24 protein-coding genes and 1 riboswitch are annotated in these 22339 nt (G+C 35.6%); of the genes, 8 read left to right on the top strand and 16 right to left on the bottom strand.

The window, feature by feature from the left end; translation table 11 throughout:
* Nucleotides 1–143 precede the first annotated feature (143 nt).
* The 4 genes from DPQ31_RS06705 to DPQ31_RS06690 form a co-directional block, all read right to left on the bottom strand.
* Nucleotides 144–1901, bottom strand: coding sequence for a putative 2-aminoethylphosphonate ABC transporter permease subunit (locus DPQ31_RS06705; RefSeq protein WP_140158587.1), 1758 nt, complete (start codon nt 1899–1901; stop codon nt 144–146).
* Entirely contained in the window at nt 1902–2903 is a 1002-nt protein-coding gene (locus DPQ31_RS06700) for a putative 2-aminoethylphosphonate ABC transporter ATP-binding protein (protein ID WP_208731712.1), read from the bottom strand. It lies immediately after the preceding gene.
* 19 nt (nt 2904–2922) lie between these two features.
* Nucleotides 2923–3999 carry a putative 2-aminoethylphosphonate ABC transporter substrate-binding protein gene (locus tag DPQ31_RS06695; RefSeq protein ID WP_000750902.1) on the bottom strand — a complete coding sequence of 359 codons (1077 nt, stop codon included), beginning with the start codon at nt 3997–3999 and terminating at the stop codon, nt 2923–2925.
* A 228-nt stretch (nt 4000–4227) separates the two neighbouring features.
* Nucleotides 4228–4380 carry a hypothetical protein gene (locus tag DPQ31_RS06690; protein WP_000240799.1) on the bottom strand — a complete coding sequence of 51 codons (153 nt, stop codon included), beginning with the start codon at nt 4378–4380 and terminating at the stop codon, nt 4228–4230.
* A gap of 100 nt (nt 4381–4480) precedes the next feature.
* Between DPQ31_RS06690 and DPQ31_RS06685 the strand changes: the two genes are divergently transcribed.
* Nucleotides 4481–4864 carry a DUF3905 domain-containing protein gene (locus DPQ31_RS06685; protein ID WP_000404293.1) on the top strand — a complete coding sequence of 128 codons (384 nt, stop codon included), beginning with the start codon at nt 4481–4483 and terminating at the stop codon, nt 4862–4864.
* 39 nt (nt 4865–4903) lie between these two features.
* Here the strand turns inward: DPQ31_RS06685 and DPQ31_RS06680 are convergent, their stop codons facing one another.
* The 5 genes from DPQ31_RS06680 to phaR all read right to left on the bottom strand — a co-directional run bounded on the left by DPQ31_RS06680 (nt 4904) and on the right by phaR (nt 10113).
* Entirely contained in the window at nt 4904–6253 is a 1350-nt protein-coding gene (locus DPQ31_RS06680; protein WP_001204697.1) for a TrkH family potassium uptake protein, read from the bottom strand.
* Nucleotides 6254–6276: 23 nt separating this feature from the next.
* Complete coding sequence (locus DPQ31_RS06675; protein WP_087970684.1) at nt 6277–7470, bottom strand: NAD(P)/FAD-dependent oxidoreductase; 1194 nt, start codon at nt 7468–7470, stop codon at nt 6277–6279.
* 95 nt (nt 7471–7565) lie between these two features.
* A complete protein-coding gene (gene phaC, locus DPQ31_RS06670; RefSeq protein ID WP_000206839.1) occupies nt 7566–8651 on the bottom strand; it encodes a class III poly(R)-hydroxyalkanoic acid synthase subunit PhaC in 1086 nt (361 codons plus the stop codon).
* 82 nt (nt 8652–8733) lie between these two features.
* Nucleotides 8734–9477 (bottom strand): acetoacetyl-CoA reductase, encoded by a 744-nt coding sequence (locus tag DPQ31_RS06665; protein WP_000250411.1) that lies wholly within the window; start codon nt 9475–9477, stop codon nt 8734–8736.
* 153 nt (nt 9478–9630) lie between these two features.
* Entirely contained in the window at nt 9631–10113 is a 483-nt protein-coding gene (gene phaR, locus DPQ31_RS06660; protein WP_208731711.1) for a polyhydroxyalkanoic acid synthase subunit PhaR, read from the bottom strand.
* Between the two features lie 198 nt (nt 10114–10311).
* Here phaR and phaQ point away from each other — a divergent pair, with 198 nt between their 5' ends.
* The 7 genes from phaQ to DPQ31_RS06625 all read left to right on the top strand — a co-directional run bounded on the left by phaQ (nt 10312) and on the right by DPQ31_RS06625 (nt 15793).
* Nucleotides 10312–10764, top strand: coding sequence for a poly-beta-hydroxybutyrate-responsive repressor (gene phaQ / locus DPQ31_RS06655; protein ID WP_000903016.1), 453 nt, complete (start codon nt 10312–10314; stop codon nt 10762–10764).
* A gap of 42 nt (nt 10765–10806) precedes the next feature.
* On the top strand, nt 10807–11331 hold the full coding sequence (gene phaP / locus DPQ31_RS06650; RefSeq protein ID WP_000448600.1) for a polyhydroxyalkanoic acid inclusion protein PhaP: 525 nt from the start codon (nt 10807–10809) through the stop codon (nt 11329–11331).
* Between the two features lie 101 nt (nt 11332–11432).
* Nucleotides 11433–11876 carry a MaoC family dehydratase gene (locus DPQ31_RS06645; protein ID WP_001067920.1) on the top strand — a complete coding sequence of 148 codons (444 nt, stop codon included), beginning with the start codon at nt 11433–11435 and terminating at the stop codon, nt 11874–11876.
* A 151-nt stretch (nt 11877–12027) separates the two neighbouring features.
* Entirely contained in the window at nt 12028–12213 is a 186-nt protein-coding gene (locus DPQ31_RS06640; RefSeq protein WP_000241211.1) for an alpha/beta-type small acid-soluble spore protein, read from the top strand.
* A 114-nt stretch (nt 12214–12327) separates the two neighbouring features.
* Nucleotides 12328–13647, top strand: coding sequence for a TrkH family potassium uptake protein (locus DPQ31_RS06635; RefSeq protein ID WP_087970686.1), 1320 nt, complete (start codon nt 12328–12330; stop codon nt 13645–13647).
* A 38-nt stretch (nt 13648–13685) separates the two neighbouring features.
* Nucleotides 13686–13850: riboswitch (yybP-ykoY riboswitch) on the top strand.
* A gap of 91 nt (nt 13851–13941) precedes the next feature.
* Entirely contained in the window at nt 13942–14736 is a 795-nt protein-coding gene (locus DPQ31_RS06630) for a TerC family protein (protein ID WP_000383309.1), read from the top strand.
* A 205-nt stretch (nt 14737–14941) separates the two neighbouring features.
* Nucleotides 14942–15793, top strand: a complete 852-nt coding sequence (locus DPQ31_RS06625; protein WP_087970687.1) for a formate/nitrite transporter family protein — start codon at nt 14942–14944, stop codon at nt 15791–15793.
* Nucleotides 15794–15820: 27 nt separating this feature from the next.
* Here the strand turns inward: DPQ31_RS06625 and DPQ31_RS06620 are convergent, their stop codons facing one another.
* From DPQ31_RS06620 to DPQ31_RS06590, 7 genes are all read right to left on the bottom strand, one after another.
* A complete protein-coding gene (locus DPQ31_RS06620; RefSeq protein WP_001028944.1) occupies nt 15821–16132 on the bottom strand; it encodes a cyclic-phosphate processing receiver domain-containing protein in 312 nt (103 codons plus the stop codon).
* Nucleotides 16133–16145: 13 nt separating this feature from the next.
* A complete protein-coding gene (locus DPQ31_RS06615; RefSeq protein WP_208731710.1) occupies nt 16146–16895 on the bottom strand; it encodes a prepilin peptidase in 750 nt (249 codons plus the stop codon).
* A gap of 86 nt (nt 16896–16981) precedes the next feature.
* On the bottom strand, nt 16982–17692 hold the full coding sequence (locus tag DPQ31_RS06610) for a LutC/YkgG family protein (RefSeq protein ID WP_208731709.1): 711 nt from the start codon (nt 17690–17692) through the stop codon (nt 16982–16984).
* On the bottom strand, nt 17692–19113 hold the full coding sequence (locus DPQ31_RS06605; protein WP_000061931.1) for a LutB/LldF family L-lactate oxidation iron-sulfur protein: 1422 nt from the start codon (nt 19111–19113) through the stop codon (nt 17692–17694). Before DPQ31_RS06605 ends, DPQ31_RS06610 begins: the two co-directional genes overlap by 1 nt.
* Nucleotides 19114–19129: 16 nt before the next feature.
* Nucleotides 19130–19849, bottom strand: coding sequence for a (Fe-S)-binding protein (locus DPQ31_RS06600; protein ID WP_000869145.1), 720 nt, complete (start codon nt 19847–19849; stop codon nt 19130–19132).
* A gap of 168 nt (nt 19850–20017) precedes the next feature.
* On the bottom strand, nt 20018–20707 hold the full coding sequence (locus tag DPQ31_RS06595; RefSeq protein WP_254903113.1) for a FadR/GntR family transcriptional regulator: 690 nt from the start codon (nt 20705–20707) through the stop codon (nt 20018–20020).
* Between the two features lie 229 nt (nt 20708–20936).
* Entirely contained in the window at nt 20937–22337 is a 1401-nt protein-coding gene (locus DPQ31_RS06590; protein ID WP_000494807.1) for a sensor histidine kinase, read from the bottom strand.
* Between the last annotated feature and the right edge of the window lie 2 nt (nt 22338–22339).

The following is a 22339-nucleotide window of genomic DNA, read 5'->3' as shown; positions in this document are numbered from 1 at the left end:
ACCCTTCTTATTTATCTCGCTGTTCGCCAGGCAGTAAGACTCCCCCTCGCAAAGAAGTTATGCGGGGATCATACTGCCTTAAAAGTCCGATTGGTTCAACTATTAATCAGCGGGGGATGCCCCCCACTGATTAAAGTTTCACTTTATCTTTGTTGCCATTTTGACGTTCGGTTATGAAGTGCTTTCGTTCCCCATTCATATACAACTCTTACTACAATATTAGTAACAACAATAAGTACACTCATCGCAGCTGCTGGTGCCACATTTCCTGCATCATCCATATTTACAATTGACACAGCAGCTAGTTTAAAATCAGCTGCGTATAAGAATACAACTGCCGAGACAGTCACCATGGAATTTACGAAATAGTACATTACCATTTCTAAAATGGCTGGTAGACACATCGGTACCGTAACTCGAAAGAATGTTTTATAAAACGGGATCCCCATCGACTGTGAAACTAGTTCAAACTCTCGATCTAATTTCTTTAAAGCTGTCGTTGCCGTAACAAATGTTACAGAATAAAAATGAATGATATTAACTAGTACTAACACAGCAATTGTTCCGTATAGAGAATGAAACGGGTTCGTTACGGAAAGTCCAAATATTTGTATTGTTGGTTGACTAAAGAAGAAAACGTAGCCTAACCCAAGTACTAAACCTGGTATTGCTAAAGGTACGATAGAGAAAAAGTAACCTGTTTTTCGGAAAAATTGTAGCTGGTCTATTTTCTCAATTGCATACGCGAATACAAATGTTAAAATTGCCCCAATAACCGCTGTAACCGCTGAAACAATTACACTATTTTTAAACGCTTCAAGTCCATCTCCCGTTAAACTTGAAAAATTAAAATGCTCAAATGTAAAACTCATATTATACGGCCATACTTTTACACTTGCAGCAATACCAACTGCAACGAATAAAAGAATAATCATAAGCGTTATTACGCTACAATATACGAACGAAATAACATCTCTTTTCTTATTATTTATTATTCTGTAAGGTACTGCTTTTGAAGATAAAAAATTCGCCTGTTTTCTTTGCGTAATACGATCAACTGCAAAAGCAAAGATAGCTGGGATTAATAAAATCATTCCGACAGTTGCCCCCATTGGCATATTTTGCTGTCCAATTACTTGTTTATATACGTCAGTAGCAAGCACATTATATTGTCCTCCTACAATTTTTGGCGCCCCAAAATCAGTGAAACTAAGTGTAAATACAACGAACATTGCACTAATTAATCCGTACTTTACACTAGGTAAAGTAACAGTAAGAAACTGCTTTGTTTTACTCGCTCCTAACATATTAGAAGCTTCATATAAACGATAGTCAGATCCTTGAAAAGCAATTAATAAAATAAGGAATGCTTGCGGAAATGTATACATAACTTCAGCCATTACAATTCCTACCGGTCCATATAACGGTATTTGGATTCCTTCAAATAAACCAAACATCCCTTTCGTTATTAATCCTTGATTACCAAATAAATATGTAAGTGCTATACCGTGCATCATCGTTGGCGCGAATAATGGTAATAACGCTACGTACTGAAATATGCGCTTTCCAAAAACATTCGTACGAGCGATCGCATATGCGTAAACGAAAGCGAGTGTAACGGAAATAATTGTTGTCGCGCCCGAAATCCATATCGTATTTTGTAATGATTGAACTAAAGTTGATGTTGTGAAATATTTACTGAAATTCGCAACACCAACGAAAGCTCCATCTTTATCGTAAAAGGCTTGTGTAAACAATTGTAATAAAGGCAATACAAGTATGATAAGAAATGAAAGAAGCATACCGATAATTACTAGTCTCTGTATCCACTCTTCTTTACCGATACGTCTCTTAATCTTTTTTTTCGTATTTTCTACCTGATAATTTTCTAACATCTCCATCTATACAATGACCTTCTTTCCATATGACAACATATGATTTTCTGAGAAAGAGATTTGAATTTGCTTTCCTTTCCTAATAGAAGTTGCTTCTACTTCTGATGCCAATATATCCACTACGATTTTCTCGTTATAAAGGTGTGTTTTCTCTTCTATGACCCGCACTTCCGTCCGGTATACAGCCCCCCGGAATTCCATGCTTTCTACAACAGTTTTCATACCATTATTGTGCACAACTGTTACATGTTCAGGACGAATTGCATGTTCTTCATTATTTTTTGAAAAGAAATTAATAGAACCAATAAAATCTGCCACAAACGGATTGGCTGGTCTTTGGTAAATCTCCTCTGGTGTTCCAATCTGCATAATTTCCGCATGATTCATTACAATAATTTTATCAGCCATCGTTAATGCCTCTTCTTGATCATGCGTTACCATAATAGTTGTTACTCCGACTTTTTCTTGCAAATCACGCATTTCTCTACGTAACTTTTCACGCACTTTTGCATCTAAAGCAGATAACGGCTCATCTAGTAACAAAATATCGGGAGACAGAGCGAGCGCACGTGCAAGTGCTACTCGCTGCTGTTGTCCACCAGATATTTGAGCAGGATATTTATCTTTTACATTCAGTAAGTCAACAAGTTCTAACGCCAATAGCGCTTTCTCTTTTACTTCTGCTTTTCCATATTTTTTTGTCTTTAAGCCGTATTCAATGTTTTCAAGCGCCGTTAAATTCGGAAATAATGCATACGATTGAAAAACCATTCCGAAGTTCCGCTTACCAGGCGGCAATGCTGTAATATCTTTCCCATTCACAGCTATACTACCTGTTGTCGCTTCTTCTAACCCTGCTAAAATGCGAAGCAACGTCGTTTTCCCACAACCACTCGGGCCTAATAAACAAACAAACTCATTTTTTTTCACTGTAAAAGAAATATCTTTTAACGCTGTAAATGCATCAAACTGTTTTTGAATGTGTTGAATTGATAAATATTCGCTCATTTTTCTCTCTCCCACTCACTTACTTTTTCGGTTCTGCTTTTTGACCAAACTCTTTTTCCCAACGCTCTAAAATTTTGTCACGATTTTCTGCTGCCCATTTAAAGTCATTCTTTTTGTATAACTTTTCTGTCACATCTTTCGGGAATCCATCTGGAAGTTTATAGTCATTTTTAATTGTCGCAAATCCATTTTTCTCGAAGTATAACTTCATTACATCATCTGTAATTGCCCAGTCTAAAAACGCTTGTGCTAATTTATCATTTTTCGCATTATCTTTCTTAATAAGTGCATTCGCTTCTACTTCCCAGCCTAGTCCTTCTTTCGGCAGTACAACTTCAACTGGTGCACCTTTTTGTTTCTCTTTTAAAGCGCTATAAACCATTGACACACCAACTGGATATTCACCTGCACCTGCTAATTTCGCTGGTTTTGAACCGGAATGCGTATAAGATGCCATATTATCATGAAGTTTTTTCATGTAATCCCAGCCCTTATCTTCACCCATAATTTGCAACCATGCAGAAACTGTTAAAAATCCTGTTCCAGAAGAAGCTGGATGTGGCATAACAAGTGTTCCTTTATATTCTGGTTTCGTTAAATCTTCATATGATTCTGGCATCGGTAAATTTTTCTTCTTTAATTCTTCTTTATTTACAGCAATCCCCGTCATAAACGCAGTATTACCTACCCATTTTTCAGGTTTCTTATCATCTTTAAATTGCGGAAGGACACGATCCGCTCCTTTTGGAGAGTATTCTTTTAACATATCTTTTTTCTCTAAAGCTAATAGACTAGACGCCGCAGTTCCCCACACAACATCTGCTTGTGTATTTTTTCCTTCAGCTAGCAATTTCGCTGTAATAACTCCTGTTGAATCACGAACAATGTTCAACTTCACATCCGGGTATTTCTTTTTGAAGGAATCAAGATAAATCGGTACAAGCTCTTCTTCAATCGCTGTGTAAACAGTTAACGATCCAGATAATTTATCATCTTTCACTTTTGCTCCAGCACTTTCTTCTTTCTTTGCACCACACCCCATTAATAACGAAAATACCATTCCAGTTGCTACAGCTTTAAAGATTGTTTTTTTCACTGTCTCTCTCTCCTTTTACAAATCTTATGTACAACTCAAATATAAACAATTAGTGTAAAAGCAGTATTAAACCAACATTAATCTTTTGTTTGTTGTTTGTTTTTGTGTAATACGTTGCTACTTCTATGTTTTTTCACATTTTTCTGCTAATAGAAAATGTGAAATTTACAAATAATTAAAAAAACCTTTATAATCCCACAAAAAAATGAGGCGTTTGTAAAAAACGCCTCATTTTTGTTTACCTTTTTTTGAATTTCGATTTGCATACTTTGCACTGTTTTCTCCTTCATACTCTAATGCAAATTCTGCATCTGGTAAGCTTTCTTTCGGAGTTTTATTATTGTTAATTGCCGCATTTTGTTTTACTTTTCTTTTTACCAATACGTTCACCTGCTTTCAAGAAATTACTTTCTACTCTAGTTTGGAGCAATCTGAAATAACTATTACTGGCAAGTGTTAACAAGTACATAAGAGCTTATAGATGGAAATACTACATACGAACAAACCATTACAAAAAGGAGCGATTACTTTGAAAGAGAAAGAAACAATCCAATCGCCAATTTTAGACGAGACGCTCCCTCATCAAATGAACTTCCCTTCTTTTAAAGGAACAGGAAAAAAGATGCAACAACCTTTTGTAAATCAATATGATGTTGTAATTGGAGACAGTAAATACAATTCCGAGAACAGCCCCTTAAACAATTGGAGTGATGAGGTAGACCCTGCCATTATGGCTGGGGATGAATGGATCCATCCTACAAATGATATCGGGTGGATTGCAGAAGAAAATCAAGAATTACTTAAAAAAGAAGTTGATAATAAAAATGACGCTTTTATGCATCCCCAATTCGGAATTAACGATTAAAAAAACCATTCTACCTAACGCAGGTAGAATGGCTTCATGCTATCCAATAATAATTCTTTCTTTCGGATATTTATAGCGAGGTGGTTGTTCTCTTCCACCACTAGCTAATATAAATGTTAAAATACCGACGCGTCCGATAAACATGAGTACAATAAGTACAAGTTTACCAACAGTTGTTAAATCTGGCGTAATACCTGTCGATAAACCTGTCGTCCCGAAAGCAGAACAAACTTCAACAATCAAACTCATAAGCGGTACATTTTCCGTAATGGATAAAATAAATAGTGCCGTGGCACATAATAATATTCCCATTGTCATAACGACAGATGCTTTTAATACATCCTCTTCATGTAGCTGTCTTTTAAAGACTCGAACCGTTCTACCGCCCCTTGCAAATGTATATAACGATAATATACTAACCGCAAATGTTGTCGTACGTATCCCGCCCCCAACCGAACTTGGAGATGCTCCAATAAACATTAATATACTCATAAATAAAAGCGTTGGTTGTGACAATTCACGTATATCCATTGTAGCGAGTCCACCGCTTCGCGTTGTCACAGATTGGAATAACGTATAGAAAACCGTTTCATGCCATGACTTTCCTACTAAAAAATGATTTCGTTCTAGTAAAAAAATCATGATGGTTCCAACAACAACAAGTGCAAAAAATGTTGTTGTCGTCAATTTTGTAAATAACGAAAAACGAAAAAGTTGTTCTCTCTTCTTACTAAGAAATTGCTTCACTTCCATTAACACAGGGAAGCCAATCGCTCCTAAAATAATGAGTAACATATGAATCATTTGAACGATATAATCTTTTTTGTACGGGATTAGCGATTGTCCTGTTAAATCGAATCCACCGTTCGTCGTTGCACTAACAGCGGCAAAGAAACCGTGAAAATAAGCTTCTTGCCAAGTCGGAAAGTACAGTAAAAATCTTGTACCTAACAGGATCGCTCCAATGATTTCTATCGAAATAATTACAATTAAAATAGAACGCATTAATTCTACAAGACCCGATAAATTTCCTTGATTATGGTCTGCCATAATTAATCTTCTTCGCTGCAAACCAATCTTTTTACCCGTTATAATCCAAACGAATGTGCCAAGTGCCATGATGCCTAATCCGCCTAATTGTAAAATTAGAGCTAATACAATAATTCCTGCTGTTGTAAACGTATCTGAAATCGTAACAACTGAAAGTCCTGTAACACTTACCGCACTAACAGATGTAAATAGGGCATCGATAAATGTCCATTTCACATCAGCCTTCGTAACAAACGGTAAACTAAGTAATATTACCGATACGACTACTGCTAATAAATAAAACAAAACAATAAGTTGTACGGGACGTAATTTTTGTAAAAACTTTTTTATATCTCTCATTCCATCACTTCGCTACCTTTTTTCTATCGATTAAATAAAGAAAAATCATCACTTTCTTTATTTGTAAATAACTGCTGAAATAGTTTTGCAAATACCATTCCGTATACAGTTCCATTTCCCCCATATGGCAGTGCGTAATATAAATTATGTATCTTTTTATCTTCTTTTAAAATAGGAAGACCATCATGACTACCACCAAATGCTGCTGCCCAATAGTACTCTGCCTCTATATTATTAAATTGCGGGAACATTTCTTTTACAATATTAATAAGGATATCACGCTTATGCAATAATTTCGAATCGCCGATATTTTGAATTTTCAGCACCTCATCTAACCCGCCTACAATAATGCGGTTTTGATACGTTCGAAAATATAGGTAAGGCCGTGCCGTTTCCCAAATTAATGATTGCTCATGCCAACCTTCGAACTGATCTATCTTATTTGTAACAACTGCATAAGACGTTTCTACTATTGTATTTTTTTCTTTCTTTCCAAAAAGCGCTTCATAACCTGTCGCCATAATAATATTCTTTGCTGCTATTTTATTTCCTGTCTTCGTGTAACAAATTAGATCATTTTGCATTCGTTTAATATGTATTGCCTCTGTATGTTCATATATAGTAGCACCCATTTGCTTTGCTTTATGCAAAAGACTATGTGCTAACAAATATGGATTCACTTCTGCGTCACCGCTTGTATATAATGCTGCTTGTTTTGCAAATGAATAACGTTTCTTAATATCAGACTCTGTAAAATATTCAACCGGAAATTCATAATAGCGTAACGTATTATATTCTTCTTGTAAAAATGAAATATCCTCATCTCTACTCGCATAATACAAACTATTTCGCGGAATAAAATGGGGATTAATATCGAGAGTCGGTACAACCTTCTCCATTGTTCTAAGGGCTTCATAACAAAGCCTATATGCTCGTACCCCTTTTACTTTCCCAAATGTATGAATAAGAGAGGTTAACGATTTATCATGAAGAAATTGTAATAAACCTGTATTGGCAGCTGTGCTACCACATGCAATTGCTCTTTTTTCAATGAGCGTAACACGCATTCCTATCTTCGCTAATGAATACGCTATATGAGCACCCGCTTCGCCACTTCCGACTACGAGCACATCACATATCATATCATTTTCTAACGTTGGATAACAAGGTACAGAAACTCCTCTATTCCAAAACAACTTACCAGTCATAAGCTTCATAATTATACTCCTAAAATGTAAATTTCTCCTTTCTATGTTTTGTTATTTTCCATAAAAAAATCCAACTAACACAACGCTAGTTGGATTTTTTATTTTTAATTGGAACGCTCTTCAAGCCAATTTCCAATCGTCGGATATGTTTGTTTTACAGCTGTTCCACCGTAAACGATAGACATATGTCCTGTTGGTAAACATACATATTGTTTATCTGTGCTAGAAATATGATCTAGTAAAGCTTCCACTTGACATGGCAGAGCGATATGATCACGTTTCCCGGAAATATTTAAGACATTCGCCTTAATATTTGCAAGGTCTACCTTTTGTCCACGAATAACGAGTTCACCTTTAACCAATTTATTATTTTGATAAAAATCACGAATCCACTGTCTGTATGATTCACCCGGGAACGGAATGCCATCGCCAACCCACTTTTGAACTAATTTCCAGCTTTCGACGAAGCGCTCATTTTCTGAACGATCAACTAAAGCAACGTATGGACCAACAAAATTCGTAATTGGCTTTAACATCTTATTTCCGAAATCAATCATTTCTGGCGGAATATTTCCGAATGTATCAACCGCCTTATCTAAATTGAAATATTTCTCATCTAATAAAGGACCATATAATCCTGTTTCAGAGAAATCGAAAGGACTTGTCATAAAAATTAAGTTCCGAATTGGCATATGCGGATGAAGTGCCGCATAAATAGACGTTAGCGTTCCACCCATGCAATAACCAAGTAAAGAAATCTCGTCCGATTTTGCAGTTCGCATTACTTTTTTCACTGCTTTTGCAATATAATCGAACACGAAATCATCAAATTTCAAATGACTATCTTCTAAACCAAATGTGCCCCAATCAAGCATATACACATCAAAACCACGATCTACTAAATATTCCACTAAACTATTTCCAGGAGTTAAATCCATAATATATGGCTTATTAATAAGAGCATATATTAATAAGATTGGGACTCTCTGTGTTTTTTCTTGTTTTGGAATGTAACGATAAAGCTTCGTTTTATTCTTCGTCCAAATAACCTCTTTCGGTGTTAAACCAACTTGTGGTTCTGGTTCGCGTAATAAAATTTCGCTCGCTCTTTTCACACGGCGATATGCTTTGCGATATTCTTCTGGGTACAACTCCAATTGCTTTTCCCATTCTGTTACGAATGTAGTCATTTTTCTATCTCCTTTTCGGTCGATTTCTTTCTAAAAAAAGAAGTGCATTCCTGATATGGATATGCACTTTTTTCTTACTTCATTACATGTATAATCCACCGTTAATGTTTAATTGCTGACCAGTGATATACGCACCGTCACGGCATAGGTATACTACACCTTTTGCAATTTCATCAGCTTGTCCAAAACGTTTTTTCGGGATTTTCGCAACGATTTTTTGACGCACTTCTTCTGGTACCTCTGCTACCATTTCAGTATCGATAAATCCTGGGCAAATTGCGTTTACAGTTACATTTGTTTTTGCAAGTTCTAACGCTAATGATTTTGTAAATCCTAGCATACCTGCTTTTGCTGCTGAGTAGTTTGTTTGTCCAAATCCACCAGCTTGACCAATAATAGAAGAAATACTAATGATTCTTCCTTCTTCTGCTTCCGATATGTATGGAAGTACCGCACTTGTCGTATTAAATACACTACTTAAGTTCACGTCAATTACGCGTTCCCAATCTTCACGATTTAATTTTTTGAATGTACGATCTCTTGTAATACCAGCATTATTAACAAGAATATCCACTTTACCAAAATGATTCACAGCTTCTTCTACAAGTCGGTTTGCATCTTCTACTTTAGAAACATCCGCTTGAACTGCATAAACGTCATGCCCTTCTTTTCCTAGTTCATTTACTAAGTTTTCAGCTGCTTCTTTACTGCTGTTATAGTTAATAACTACTTTTGCTCCCTCTTGTGCTAATGCTACTGTAATTGCTTTTCCAATTCCTTTTGCCCCACCTGTTACGATTGCTACTTTGCCATTTAATTGAACCATTTCTTTTCCCCCTTAAATGAATTTGTGAACGATTATTATGAATCATTTTGGTACTCATACTAATAGAGTCCATATATTAATTATGTTTCGTTGTTTATACGTGAAAAAGAGATTCTCCCTCTCTCTTTTACACGTTGTAAACAAACGCTATTATCATTTTTTATTTTCTGGCTTATTCGCCGGCTTTACTTCTTCTTTTACAGGTACTTGTAGTTTAGCTAGTACTGCATTTTGCTTTTCTAGCAATTCTAAAATTTGATCAACTTTTGCTTCTAACGTGCGAATATCTTGTTTTACTTTCGTAACATCACGCTTTAATGTAGGAGCTTGTCCTAACAAATCCACTTTCTCTTCTAGAACTTCCTCAATATTATCAACTTTATTTTCTAAGTTAATAACAAGCGTAGCTACTCTAGCGATATCCTCTTTCGTTGGCACGTTCACTTGTTCTAAATAACTTTTTGTCGTATCATTTAATGCTTTTTGATAAAACAAATTCAAGTCTAGAACGCTGCCCATCCAAGCAGAATATTCTTCTGTTTTAATTGTTTCATTGAGCGCTTTTCCCCAAAATGTTTCGGTTTGTTCATAAGCATTTTTCCATGCTTGCAATGGATCGAATTTTTGATCAATCACTTCGCCTACACTCCCTTTTTTGTTTTTGAAACAATTCAACCTATTCACTATTTTCTAATATTCTGAATAAAACTTCAAGTCTATATTTTATTTTTCTTTATTTTCCAACAAATGTATTGACATTAAAAACAGATAGGTGTAAATTGCACTTATAAGCAAAAAATTCCATCTAACTGATTCATGAGGTGATGCACAATCATGCTACATAATGAACCAGAACACCCAGAAAGTTTGGAAAAAAACCAAGCGAAACAACCAAACTCCATGCCAAAAAACTTCTTAGTTCCTTTCTTACTTCTCTGTCTAAAAGACTGGAGTCTTCATGGTTACAAACTCATTCAAATGCTAATGGACATCGGCTTTTCTTCTGTTGACCAAGGTAATGTTTATAGAACACTACGCAAGTTAGAAAAAGAAAACCTTATTTCTTCTACTTGGGATACAAGCGATGGAGGGCCAGCAAAAAGAATTTATTCTTTAACTGAATATGGAGAGCAATATTTATCAACATGTGCGACTTCTTTTGAACATTATCAAAATATGTTGCGGACGTTTTTCACGTTATACACCAATGCATTCTTTCCATTTTCTACTTCTCCAGAAAAGGATGAAAAGGATTCTTCATCTTCACCTGGTGGTACAGCAGAGTAATCTGCGTTCACAATATGCAAAAAAACATTTGGAGGTCAAACAATGGAAACTAAACCATACGAATTAGTCGATGCATTTTGGAAAAACTGGTCTCAATCTCTTTCCCTCTTCTCTTCAGCTGGAAAACAATTAGAGCAACTTACTTTAGAAACGTTAAAACAACAACAAGACGCTTTGCATAAATTAACATCAGGAGTAAATGAACTAGAAAAAGAACTACAACAATTCACAGCTCAGTTCAATAACCAATATACAGATTATGTGAAGCAATTAACTGGAAACTCCTTAAATGATCAAATTAACGAGTGGCAAGGGAAATGGAATGAGCTTTCTACTCAAATGCATCAACTTACTGTTTCTCCTACAAAAACATCTTTGTCTATTCTTACTCAAACTAGCGGTCAATTTGAAGAAACAACAAAACACTTTATAGAACAACAACAATCGCAACGCGAAGAGGTTCAAAAACAGTTAGAAGTTTTTTTGGGAGAGTTCAAGTCCAAACAACTAGAACTCGCAAAGCAGTTCGAGGAAAACTCAAAAAATCTATTTACTTCCATCAAGTAAGAAAAATGTGGCAACTAACTGCAGCACAAACAAAACTCTTTCTTCCTCCTACTACATCAAGATGGCTTACATTTTTCGATATGGAAAAGAAGGAGGACAAAATGAATCCATTCCAAGAAGCACAAACTGTTCCGGAGCTTCGTTATGATGAGATTCAAGTCGGTGATCAAGCATCTCTAACAAAAACAATTACGGATGAGGACGTTATCAATTTTGCAAAATTGACTGGAGATGTAAATCCTATTCATATTTTAGACTCTTTTGCAAAAACGACAATGTTTAAAGAACGTATTGCTCACGGTATGCTCGTTTCAAGTTTTATTTCTACCGTTCTTGGAACGAAACTCCCAGGCAAAAATACGATTTATTTGTCCCAAAACGTTTCATTCCGTGCTCCTGTCAAAATCGGCGATACACTTCGTGTAGTGGCAGAAGTCATAAAAAAACGGGATGATAAAAAAATCATTACATTACAAACAAACATCTACAATCAATCCGATGATATTGTCGTGGAAGGTACAGCGACAATACTGAAAAAAGAGTAGCAATTTTGCTACTCTTTTTTCTATCCAAGAACTTCTAATCACACCGATTACTTCCGGGTATGAGTACATCGTTTCCACATAAAATAACGTTACCAGTTTAGATAGTACTTAACTTAGCTGAACTGGACTACTCAAAAGGATGTGTGTCAACATGGTAAAAACAAACAAATTACTAGTTCCAGGTGCAGAACAAGCACTTGAACAATTTAAATATGAAATTGCACAAGAATTCGGTGTTAGCTTAGGCTCAGATACAGCATCTCGTTCTAACGGTTCAGTTGGCGGCGAAGTAACAAAACGTCTTGTTGCTTTAGCTCAACAACAATTACGCGGATAATACTATAACATATGGCTTAGAGGCAGATATTCTCTGCCTCTTTCTATTTGCAACATACATAATAGTGCTTTTTCACATACTAGTAAGAACAAACTGAAAGGAACGATATGTGAGATGAAACGGATTAATATTAGCATGAGCCCTCCTCGTGTTCTTACTCTATCTTTTATTGTATTATCACTTGTCGGCACATGCTTATTAAAACTACCAATTGCTACAACAACATCTATTTCATGGCTCGATGCCTTATTTACAACGGTTTCTGCTTGTACAGTTACAGGGCTTGGTGTTGTGGACACTGGAAAAGTATTTACCTTATTTGGCCAATGTGTAATTTTAACACTTATACAAGTTGGCGGTCTTGGCATTATGAGCTTTGCTGTTTTAATTGCAATTATGCTTGGCAGAAAAATCGGTCTTCAGAACCGAATTTTGTTACAACAAGCACTAAATCAAACGAATATTGGCGGTGTCATTCGTCTTGCCAAAGCATTATTTCTATTCTCTTTTACAGTAGAATGTATTGCTACTTTGCTCCTCTCTTTTGAATGGATACCAAAATACGGAATTGCTAAAGGGTTCTATTATAGTTTTTTTCATTCGATCTCTGCCTTTAACAACGCCGGTTTTTCTGTGTGGAGCGATAATTTAATATCCCATTCTCATAGTATTCTCGTCAATCTCGTTATTTCTTCTCTCATTATTTTAGGTGGAATCGGTTTTACAGTGATCATAGATATAAAACGAAAAAAGAACTTTAAAAACCTTACATTACATTCAAAACTCATGCTCTCTTCTACTCTAATCGTCAATATTATTGCTACCGTTTTTATTTTCATATTCGAGTTTCATAATTCTCTTTCGATGAGAGGTTTTACCCCATTTGAAGAAGGAATGGCTGCTTATTTCCAAGCAATTTCAACGCGCACTGCCGGATTTAACACCGTTGATATTTCTGCATTAACAAAACCTTCCCTTTTATTAATGATGCTTCTTATGTTTATTGGTGCTGGTAGTGCTTCAACTGGTGGTGGAATTAAGTTAACAACATTTTTAATTATGTTTTTTGGCGTATTTAAATTTTTACAAGAACAAGATGATATTGTTGTGTTTAAAAAATCCATTAAAGATACGCTCATTGTCAAATCATTGACCATTACTATTATTTCTATTTCATTTATCTTCGCTGCTATTTTAATTTTAAGTATTACTGAGCGAGTTCCTCTATTGATGAGTGCTTTCGAAGTATTTTCAGCATTTGGAACAGTCGGTCTCAGTATGAATTTAACGCCACACTTAACGATAATTGGAAAGGCTATTATTATCTTTATGATGTTTTTTGGAAAAATGGGACCATTAACATTGGCTTTTTCATTTGCACGTAAAAAGAACCGGAAAATAAAATATCCGAACGAAGATATTTTAACAGGTTGACAACCGTATAAATTATCCATATAATGAGAGTACAATAGCATATCTCCAAAGGGGAGTAGCGTCCAAGAATATTTCTTGGAAACAAAGTCGTCATTACGTAGAACTTAGTTCTTCCGGCTTTGTTGGCATTTTTATTACATATGTCTAGCAAGACCTTTGCCTATTAACGGCAGAGGTCTTTTTTGTATTAATTTCCAAATTCTTCCAAAGTTAATAGGCAGGAGTATGGGGAAACTAAATAGTGGGGAACTTCTTCACTTATTTAGTACTTATAGAAATGAGAGGAGAATGTACATGGATGTATCATTATTATTGGAGTATGGTTGGGTATTACTCATCCTGATTGCACTAGAGGGGATTTTAGCGGCTGATAACGCTCTTGTTCTTGCAATTATGGTAAAACATTTACCAGAAGAAAAACGTAAAAAAGCACTATTTTACGGATTAGCGGGGGCATTTGTTTTCCGATTTGGATCGTTATTTATGATTTCGTTCTTAGTCGATGTATGGCAAGTGCAAGCAATCGGTGCTATTTACCTTATGTTTATCGCTGGTAATCACTTATTTAAAACGTATGTTAAAAAGAATACGGATGAAGACACAGAAGAAAAAGAAGCAAAGAAAAAACAAGAGAATTTTTGGTGGACTGTATTTAAAGTCGAGGTTGCTGATATCGCCTTTGCAGTTGATTCAATTTTAGCTGCTGTTGCATTAGCAATGACTTTACCGAAAACAGGACTAGGTACAATTGGTAGTCTTGATACTGGGCAATTCGTTGTTATCTTTGTAGGTGGACTTATTGGATTAATCATTATGCGATTTGCAGCAACTGCTTTCGTACAAATATTAAAACGTAAACCAGGACTTGAAACTGCAGCATTCTTAATTGTAGGTTGGGTTGGTGTGAAGTTAGCAATCTATACATTAGCACACCCTGCATTAAATGTAATTCCGCATTCATTCCCAGAATCTACTCCGTGGAAACTTACATTCTGGATTGTATTAGTTGGAATCGCAGTTGGCGGTTGGTTCTTCTCGAAAGAAGTAGAAGTAAAAGTAGAAAAGAATTTAGACGAAAAAGCGCTGTAATTACAGCGCTTTTTCTTTTTTATTTCAATTCCCTCTCTATTTTTAGAAAAAATTCCATTATACTACCTTTTGTAATCGCTTTCTTATTTTATGTATGTCCTTTTTGTGAAACATTGCACAAACTTATTGAAACTGTGAACGAATCCATGTACTTTATTCATATAAGGAGTATTTATAGAAGATTTACTAAAGGAGCGTATGACTCATGCTAGAACAAGGATTAGATTATGTTGTCAAACTGGCTAAGAGCAAAAAGAAAATGCTAGATATAAATCCGATGCAATATTTCGTTCGTGCTGCACTTGCGGGCATTTATATCGGTTTTATTATTGTACTATGTTTTAAATTAGGTAACTTTTTTCACATTGCAGATTCACCAGCAACTTATTTAGCTGCTTCCATGTTTTTCGGGATTGCCCTCGTACTTATTATATATGGTGGTGCTGAATTGTTTACTGGAAATACAATGTACTTCACAGTAGCAACTTTAAGAAAAGAAACAACGATTTCTGATACACTTCGCAACTGGGTTGCATGTTATGCAGGTAACTTAGCGGGCGCTCTATTCTTTGCCTTACTATTTTACGCAACTGGCATTTTCGAAGCGATTGATCACGGTCATTTAATGAATAAAGTAGTTGAGGGAAAGATGAATACACCTACAATGCAATTATTCTTTAAAGCAATTTTATGTAACTGGCTTGTCTGTCTTGCCTGCTTCTTACCTTCTCAAGTGAAAGGTGACACAGCCAAAATATTAATGATGATGATGCTCGTTTTCACTTTCTTTTTATCTGGTTATGAGCATAGCATTGCAAACTTATCACTGTTTGCTTTATCTTTAGTATCACCACATCCTGAGACAATTTCTTTTGCAGGCGCTATTCATAACTTAATTCCAGTTACAATCGGTAACATTATTGGTGGGTCCGTATTTGTCGGTATGGTATACCACTACTTAACAAAGAAAACACCTGATGTTAAACAGGAAGAGACTGTAATCGCAGCAGCTCAACAAGAAGAGATTATTCCTTTACAAGCACATATGAAACATTAAAAACTCCAAAGTTAGACTTTGGAGTTTTTAGCTCCCCACATATTTCACAATAATACTTGCTTCAATCTCTCCTTGTTCTTTTCCACCCTCTATTCTTTGTTTCATCTTATCCATACCAATGACATCATTTGTGTGAAAGTGGATTTCCTTAACATATAATCCCTCTTTACAAAAAATATTTACGAAATCAAATCCATTACTCTGCCGCCATCCCATATTAAAGTCGAGAGAAATAATATTTACCTCATTCTCCCTAACAAATTGCAAGGCAGTTTCTACTGTAGTTGCGGGCACATATCCGAACGGACAACTTCTTTGATCATCCATATATATATTCATTCTCTATCCCCCTCTATTTTGAATACACAATTAATACATAACATATTGCTCCAAGACTAATAAAAGGGCCAAATGGAATTGGTTTACTTGCTTCTATACGCTTTAATAAAATACCCATCCCGAAAAAACAAAGACTAAAATAAGATGCTAAAAATAAAATAATAAAAACCCCTTTCAATCCCACTATAAATCCAAGTAGCGAGAGTAATTTTATATCCCCTCCACCAAGCCCTTCTGGATATATCTTTTGCATACAATATAACAAAATGAGTATAACCCCACTACCAACTATACTATCTATCCACGTAACTAACGGTACAAAAATACATTCTAAAATAAGCAGAAAAGCAAACGAAATTAAAATACGATCAGGAATTAACATATATATATAATCTGTAACGGAAATAATAAGAAGTAACGAAAAAAGCGATAAAATGATGAGAAGCTCTCGTTCTACTCCAATCATATATACAGTAAGAAAAAATATTGTACCGGTTACAAATTCAAATACTACGTACAGAATCGGAATTCCCCTCTTACAATTCGTACAGCGCCCTCTTTGTATACAAAATGAAATGATTGGAATTAGTTCTTTTGGCTTTAGTACATACTTACAATAATGACAATGCGAACGCGGTATAATAATAGACTCGCCTAAAGGAACCCTTATTGCGATTAGCATAAAAAAAGAACCAAACACCATACCCACTAACAATGCATATATATAAGTGAACATCCCTTCCTCTCCTTTCCAAAAGAACATAACAAAAAAAGGAGAGAACTTCTACTTCATATTATCCTTTATTCTACTAAAAAAGCAGGCCATTTTCTGGCCTGCTTTCCCCTCTTTTATACGATGAAATATACCGCTTTTAATGGTCCGTGTACTCCGACAACAAGATTCATTTCAATGTCAGCAGAGTTACTAGGTCCTGTAATAAAGTTAATACAAGATGCCGCTGTCTCGCCATTTTCTACACGTGAGTTCATATCCTGAACTGCTTGCGTAATACGAGGCACAAGTGTTTCACGTGGAATAATAGCAAAGTATACAGTCGGTAAAAAGTGTAAAGAACGTCCTTGCCCTTTATGACTTTGTACAACAATTGTACCAGATTCAGCTAATGTATAATCACTAAATGCAATACCGATATTCGCTTTTTCAGCTATACGCATATTTTCGTCTTTTCTCTCTGGATCCCATAAGTTTACTTCAATATCTCGCTTTGGAAGTTCTTCTTTAAATAAAGATGTTAAACCATATGCATCAAAGCGTTCATCTGCTGATAATAAAATAGGTCCCCCGCCGTTTTCCATGATTACTTTTTGAAGGTCTTCATACAAACGGTCATTTGTCGTTTCTACTACAGTTGTATGAATGTTTGTACATTGCTTTTTAAATACTTCTAGTAATTCTTCTTGTGAATAATCTTTTAACGTTTCTATATTCACATTACTTTTCCATACTGGACGCTCGACACCTTCTCTTTTACGCGCACGCCCAAGTTCTTTTGCAATGTTATCTAGAAAGGAATCACGGTTTTGAATTAATCCTGCCATTATTTATTCCCGCCTTTCTTATGATCTTTATACCAATCACGGAATCTTTCTTTACTTGGCGCTGGGAATTCACGAATATCCGTCCAGTTTTTAAGTGGTCCAACACCTTTGGATACACGGTTACCAGATGTGAATGGACTCATTGCTGCTGGTGCCATTTTTGATCCCATTTTGTATAATGCAGCTGAAGAAGCACCCATACTAAACATTTTCATCGCTAATTTTTCTGCAAGTGGCGCACGTCCTTCTTGTTCAACGATTACTTGGCGATGCTTTAATAATAAATCATGTAATGGAATTTTTACTGGACAAGCCTCTGTACATGCTCCGCATAAACTAGATGCATAAGGAAGCTCTTTGTAATCATCATATCCACCTAAAAGTGGTGTTAATACCGCACCGATTGGTCCTGAGTAAATCGATCCATATGAATGTCCACCAACGTGACGATATACAGGACATACATTTACACAAGCTGCGCAACGAATACATTGCAATACTGAACGGAATTCAGATCCAAGAATTTGAGAACGACCATTATCAACAACAACTAAATGGAACTCTTCAGGTCCATCAACTTCCTCTTCTTGAATTGGTCCTGCTACTGTTACATAACTTGTTAACTTTTGACCTACCGCACTACGGCATAGTAAACCAACTAAAACATCTAACTCTTCCATCGTCGGAACCATACGTTCCATACCCATTACTGCTATTTGTGTTTTCGGAATCGACATAACAAGATCCGCATTACCTTCGTTCGTTACTAAACAAAGAGATCCCGTATTTGCAACAGCGAAGTTACAACCCGTCACACCAATTTCTGCATCCATAAATTTCTCACGAAGTTGTTTACGAACAAACTTTGTCATCTCATATGGATCATCAGAATTTTCATAGCCAAGTTTTTCTTTAAATACATCGCGAATTTGCGTTCTATTTTTATGAAGTGCAGGCGCAATAATATGTGAAGGTGGATCGTTATCTACTTGCAAGATATACTCTCCTAAGTCACTTTCTAACACTTCACAACCAATTTCTTCAAGCGCATGGTTCATACTAATTTCTTCTGTTACCATCGACTTTGATTTCACTACTTTTTTCGCTTGTTTCTTTTTCGCGACGTCTTGAATATACTTTGCTGCTTCTTCTTTCGTTTTCGCAAAGTACACATGGCCGCCTCTTTTTGATACATTTTCACTTAACTGCATTAAGTAATAATCAAGATTTTCTAACGTATGTTGACGAATTTGTTCACCTAGTTCACGCCACTCTTCCCAGTTTCCCAATTCGTCCGCTGCTTTTAATCGATTCGTATATAAACGCGTTTGTGCAGAAGATACTGCTCCGCGCATAAACGAATCTTGAATTCCATCGCCTACGCGATCATTAAATTTTTTCTCACTGATTTTCATAGACATAGCTTATGTTCCCCCTTCATGAGCGACTATTCAGTACCTCAGCAATATGCATTACTTTTACTTCTTTTCCTAAACGCTCAATTCGTCCGCCAATGTTTAACAAACACCCACAATCTGCACCGATTAAATAATCAGCACCTGTTTCCATTACACTATCTACTTTTTCATCTACCATTTGCTCAGAAATCGGAGTCATCTTAACTGAAAACGTTCCCCCAAACCCACAACAATTTTGCACGTTTGGCAGTTCTCTCACAGTTAATCCTTTTACATTAGACAATAAAATTCCTGGTGCCTCTTTTACTCCAAGCAGGCGTGTCATATGACAAGACTTATGAATAGTAGCTATTCCTGGTAAACTTGCACCCACATCTGTCACTTTTAAAACATCTACAATAAATTGTGTAAATTCATATGTTTTATCAGCAACCTTTTGTGCACGTTTAGCCCATTTCGGGTCATCTTTAAAAACATGCGGATACTCATGAAACATTGTCGCACAAGAGCCAGATGGCGTAACGATATATTCTGCATCTTCGAAAGTCTCAATCATATGTTTCATCGCTTCTTTTGCTGCTTCTACATGGCCGCTATTATAAGCAGGCTGACCACAACAAACTTGTGCTTCCGGAAATTCAATTTCACAACCTAAACGCTCCAACACTTCAACTGTTGCTTTACCGACATTTGTTTCAAACATATCGACTAAACAAGTAACAAATAAAGTAACTTTCATAATTATTACTCCCCCTCTTTACAACTTCGCCAACAAACATATGGTCATCAGATGACTTAAGAGAAAAGAAATAGGCTCAACCATGACCTATCCTCTCCCTTTTCTAAAGAAAACGCTTACTTAATCTTTCTCTATTTTATCAGAAAATTAGATTTTTTAAAGATTAAATTACGAATTTATATCGTTTCTACCTGTGACAATATGTTCTACATTTGTTAAATGATCTAGCATTGCTTGCTGCGCTAATTCTACATCTTGTTTTAAAACCGCATCATATATAACTTGATGCTCTTCTATAAGTCGTTCTGATGTCGTTTGTTCACCATATAAAATAATGCGTCTTGATTCACCAATCGTTTCAGCAATCATCTCTGAAACATGATTCATGAGTTCAAGCAAAATGCTATTATGCGAAGACTCTGCAATTCCCATATGGAACTGAAAATCTGCTTTTTCGCCAGCCTTTTCATCTCCAATGCTCTTTGCCATTTCATCTAACCAATGTTTCATATTTTGCAAATTATCTTCCGTACGTTTTGCCGCTGCTGCTCGAACTGCCCCCACTTCAAGCACCTTTCGCACTTCTAATAAATTCAAAATATCTTCTTTCTTCATTAATAATCTATTGTTTAATGATTTTGTTAATGAAGAAGAATCAAAGTTCTTCACATATGTGCCTTCTCCTTGCTTCATTTCAATTAAGCCCATCGCTCTTAGCGCACTTAACGCTTCACGAACAGCAGATCTGCCAACTTGAAACTGCTCAGCTAATTGATGCACAGGAAGTAGCTTGTCACCAGGTTTTAACGTACCATTTTTAATCATTGTTAAAATAGCTTCAGATACTTCTTCGTAAATTTTTTTCGGTTTAATAGATTTGTACTCCAGTTAAATCACCTCAGTATCTTCCAAACAACAATTGAAACGATTTATAAGAACTTAGCATCCATACCTATTTTAGAACGAATTGGTAAGAAGTACAAATGTTTTGTTCATAAAATAGTCAAATTTTTAATATTTATTTGCTATTAATTTATATCTATTCCTATATTCATTTACATTCAATTGAAAAAACATGTCCTTCACATTAGAACATGCTTTCTTCATCTTGTATGTTTAATTTAATAAATACTGTTGTTCCCTTACCTTTTTCACTTTCTATTTTCCACTCACCATCATGTATATGAACAATTTGCCTTACAATCGCAAGACCTAAACCTGTTCCACCATGTTGGCGACTTCTCGCTTTATCAACTCGGTAAAAACGCTCACCAAGATTCTCTAAATGCTCTGCATCAATACCTATTCCTGTATCCTTTATTTTCAACTTACAGTAATCGTCTATTTGCTCTAGCGTTATTATGATATTCCCATTTTGATTTGTATACCGTATCGCATTATCTAACACGTTATGAAGAACTTGTTGCATACGATCTTCATCAATCATTACGATAATTTCAGGATTTAAATTCGTTGAAATACGAAGTTTTTTTTCTATAAACTTTAGTTCATACGTATCTAACACATCTTCAATAAGCTGCGAGAACACAATAGGTTGCTTCTTTAGAGGAAAATGTTCACCTTCTAGTTGCGCTAAATCTAATAAATCATGAACGAGACGCTGCATACGATCCGCTTCTTTATGAATAAGCTGCGTCACTTTTTCTTGCTGCGGTCCCTTTGCTACACCATCTAAGATAGCCTCACTATATCCTTTTATATAACTAAGCGGTGTTCTAAGTTCATGCGAAACGTTAGCCAAAAATTCCTTACGCTTTACATCTTCTGTTTCTAAAGAATGCGCCATTTTATTAAATGCTTTTCCTAATCGTCCAATTTCATCTTCTGAAGAAATGGTAATCCGCTCCGAGAAATCTCCAGTAGCGAAATGATTGGCAACCCGCTCCATTTGCGAAAGCGGCTTCGTAATCGCTATAATAATTTTTCTCCCAATCCATATCGTAATTAAAATCATAGCAATTGCTAGCGGGGCTAAAATAAGACCCATATCATATATTAAGTCTTTTATACTTTTTAAAGGAATATAAGAATATACAATTCCAACTAACTTTTTATTATCTAAAACAGGGATAACAACACCCATAATATTCCGATCAAAATGTTCTTCATATCCTACCTTTGTCACCGTTTTACCATCTAGTAGTGTTTGTCTATCCCCTTCACTTATAAGAGAATGATGATGCACATCAAAAGGCAAACATGCGCTTAGATCACGTGGATTGGAAACGAAAAGAACGTCTGAACTAGATATTTGATCAAATGCTCTTACTTTCTCTTCAAAAGTTGACATTCCTTCATTCTTATCATATTGCGTTGCAAGACGCTTTCCTTCCATTACTAATGAGTCTTTTAAATTATCAACATATAACTTTTCATACGAGTATAAAGATACAAAATAAAGAAAGGAAACTGTTACACATACTGCACATACTACTGTAAGCCAAAGCTTTTGTACCATCGTAAACATAC

Source organism: Bacillus sp. COPE52 (assembly GCF_003355115.1).
GTDB lineage: Bacteria > Bacillota > Bacilli > Bacillales > Bacillaceae_G > Bacillus_A > Bacillus_A toyonensis.
This window is presented reverse-complemented; position numbering and strand designations above follow the sequence as displayed.